We start from the raw sequence: 2,075 nt of genomic DNA, 5'->3' as shown, positions 1-2,075 counted from the left end.
GAAATACTTTCAACGATTGGACCACACATTTGCTAGGTGCCAGCTTCTTTTCAATTAACAGCATGATTGAAAACCCTGTAGCGAGGTTGATATAAAATATGACTGACATGCCTAACAATACATTAATTTGAGAGCCTACAAATGACCCTAAATCAGACATCGCAGCTAACAACAACGCCAGTAAAACCACTAAAACAGAACTTGTCACGTTTTTCAAAATAGAGAGAAATCTTGGTTTGACCCCAACACTATGTGAAATACCTAATAAAAACATAGTGGCTATTATAGGTGTAGTGACGATAATTCCTGCGACTTTGAGAGAAATGATCATACGTTGAGGCACTATACTCAAATCGGTTATGCCAAATACTGATTGCAAAATCCAAGCAAATATTAAAGCAATAAAAAACAATAACAATACACCGTGCAAAACTGCAGTTTTAGTGTTTTTCGATAAATCCCATGCTTCTTTTGCAATTGCTTTGAGATCTATTTGGATTTCACCCTTTAAAGATTTTTCTAGGCTGCCGCCTTCAATTTTAAACTGCTTTTTTTCTTCCACTTATATTCCTAATGACTAACTCTATTACGTTACTTTACGAAGCGCACTATACAGGCATAACCAATTTTATCGCCAACAAAATCAAAACAACGCCCATTATCCTATCAAACCAATAACCCCTTTTGCCAATAAATCGTGTTACTTTCTTAGAGCTTAAAAACAACGAAAGTACACAGAACCAAATACCGGTAGCTAAAGCTAAATACAAACCATATCCAAGTTTAATGACATTGGGTGTGTCTGGTGAAACAGCCACAGCAAATACCGATAAAAAAAACAATGTTGCTTTTGGATTCAAACCATTGGTTAAAAAACCAACCATAAAAGCTTTTTTATCAGAAATAAGTTGAAGAACGTTTTCAATCTCCACATTACCTATATTTTTAGGAGCAGGACTTCTTATCGCACCCCAGCCTAAAAACAAAAGATAAGCGCCAGCAACATAACTGAAAATTTGAAACAGAACAGGTGTTGTTTTTATTAAAATGCCAATGCCTAAAAGAGAATAAGCAACATGTATTAAAATACCAACGCCAACTCCAATACTGGTAACAATTGCTGCTCTTCGTCCATAACTAATGCTGTGTTTTAAAACTATTGCAAAATCAGGTCCAGGGCTAGCGACAGCCAACAAGTGCACACTAGCAATGGTTAAAAACTCTAACCAATATTCTTGTACGTGTTCAATCAACTTTAAGACCTTTTAGTAATTTATCGACAAATTGACTAACCAATTCACTCGCCAGCCCGTAATGTTTTTCATCAAATTCGTTATGACAAGAGCTTGGCTCTAGATTCAATTCTATAGTGTAAGCGCCATGATGAATTGCCTGACTAACAAATCCTGCTGCTGGATAGACTGTCCCAGATGTTCCTACAGAAACAAACAGATCGGCGTCATTAAGCAGTTCTTCAATTTTAGACATATGTTTTGGCATTTCACCAAACCAGACAATATCTGGCCGCATTGAGCTGGCTGGCTGACAACAAACACATTGATTACGATTGTCTAAATTAGTAAATATATCCCAACATCTATCCGAAGCTAGGCATCTAGCAGATAATAAACTTCCATGCATGTGTAACACATTTTTGTTGCCTGCTCTTTGATGTAAGTTATCTACATTTTGGGTAATCAGAGTAAAATTATCTCCCAATGATTTTTCTAATTTTGCTAGCGCTAAATGAGCTTTATTAGGTTGAACGCTTGGGCTGAGTAATTGACGCCTTCTTTGATTGTAAAATTGATAGACTAATTCAGCATTACGTCTAAATCCTTCAGGGGTAGCCACATCTTGAATACTATGGTTTTCCCATAAGCCATTATTATCCCTAAATGTTTTTAAGCCAGATTCAGCAGAAATACCTGCACCTGTCAGCACCACTACTTTTAGTTGATGTAGTGTGTAAGAAGGAATATTAGTTAACATAGGAGCCCTATCATGATTCAACGGCTAAATTTATTATGAATAAATGACACTTGATTTCTACTCATTTATCGACAATAAATAAT

Annotated in this window: 3 protein-coding genes; all 3 read right to left on the bottom strand. The window is 36.0% G+C overall.

What is annotated here, in order from left to right; translation table 11 throughout:
* A partial coding sequence (locus tag QZ562_RS21105; RefSeq protein ID WP_293764706.1) for a hypothetical protein occupies window positions 1-562 on the bottom strand: 562 nt, incomplete at its 3' end.
* A 46-nt stretch (window positions 563-608) separates the two neighbouring features.
* Complete coding sequence (locus QZ562_RS21100; protein ID WP_293764704.1) at window positions 609-1,253, bottom strand: LysE family translocator; 645 nt, start codon at window positions 1,251-1,253, stop codon at window positions 609-611.
* A complete protein-coding gene (gene cobB / locus QZ562_RS21095) occupies window positions 1,246-1,992 on the bottom strand; it encodes a Sir2 family NAD+-dependent deacetylase (protein ID WP_293764701.1) in 747 nt (248 codons plus the stop codon). The genes QZ562_RS21100 and cobB overlap by 8 nt, the downstream gene beginning before the upstream one ends.
* Between the last annotated feature and the right edge of the window lie 83 nt (window positions 1,993-2,075).

This window comes from uncultured Paraglaciecola sp. (assembly GCF_913058035.1).
Classification (GTDB): Bacteria; Pseudomonadota; Gammaproteobacteria; order Enterobacterales; family Alteromonadaceae; genus Paraglaciecola.
The sequence above is the reverse complement of the archived record's forward strand: the minus strand, read 5'-3'. Positions and strand labels throughout refer to the sequence as shown.

What these genes read in the sequence shown, in the direction of transcription:
- cobB (WP_293764701.1), bottom strand. Translation starts at nt 1,992, where the DNA reads ATGTTAACTAATATTCCTTCTTACACACTACATCAACTAAAAGTAGTG.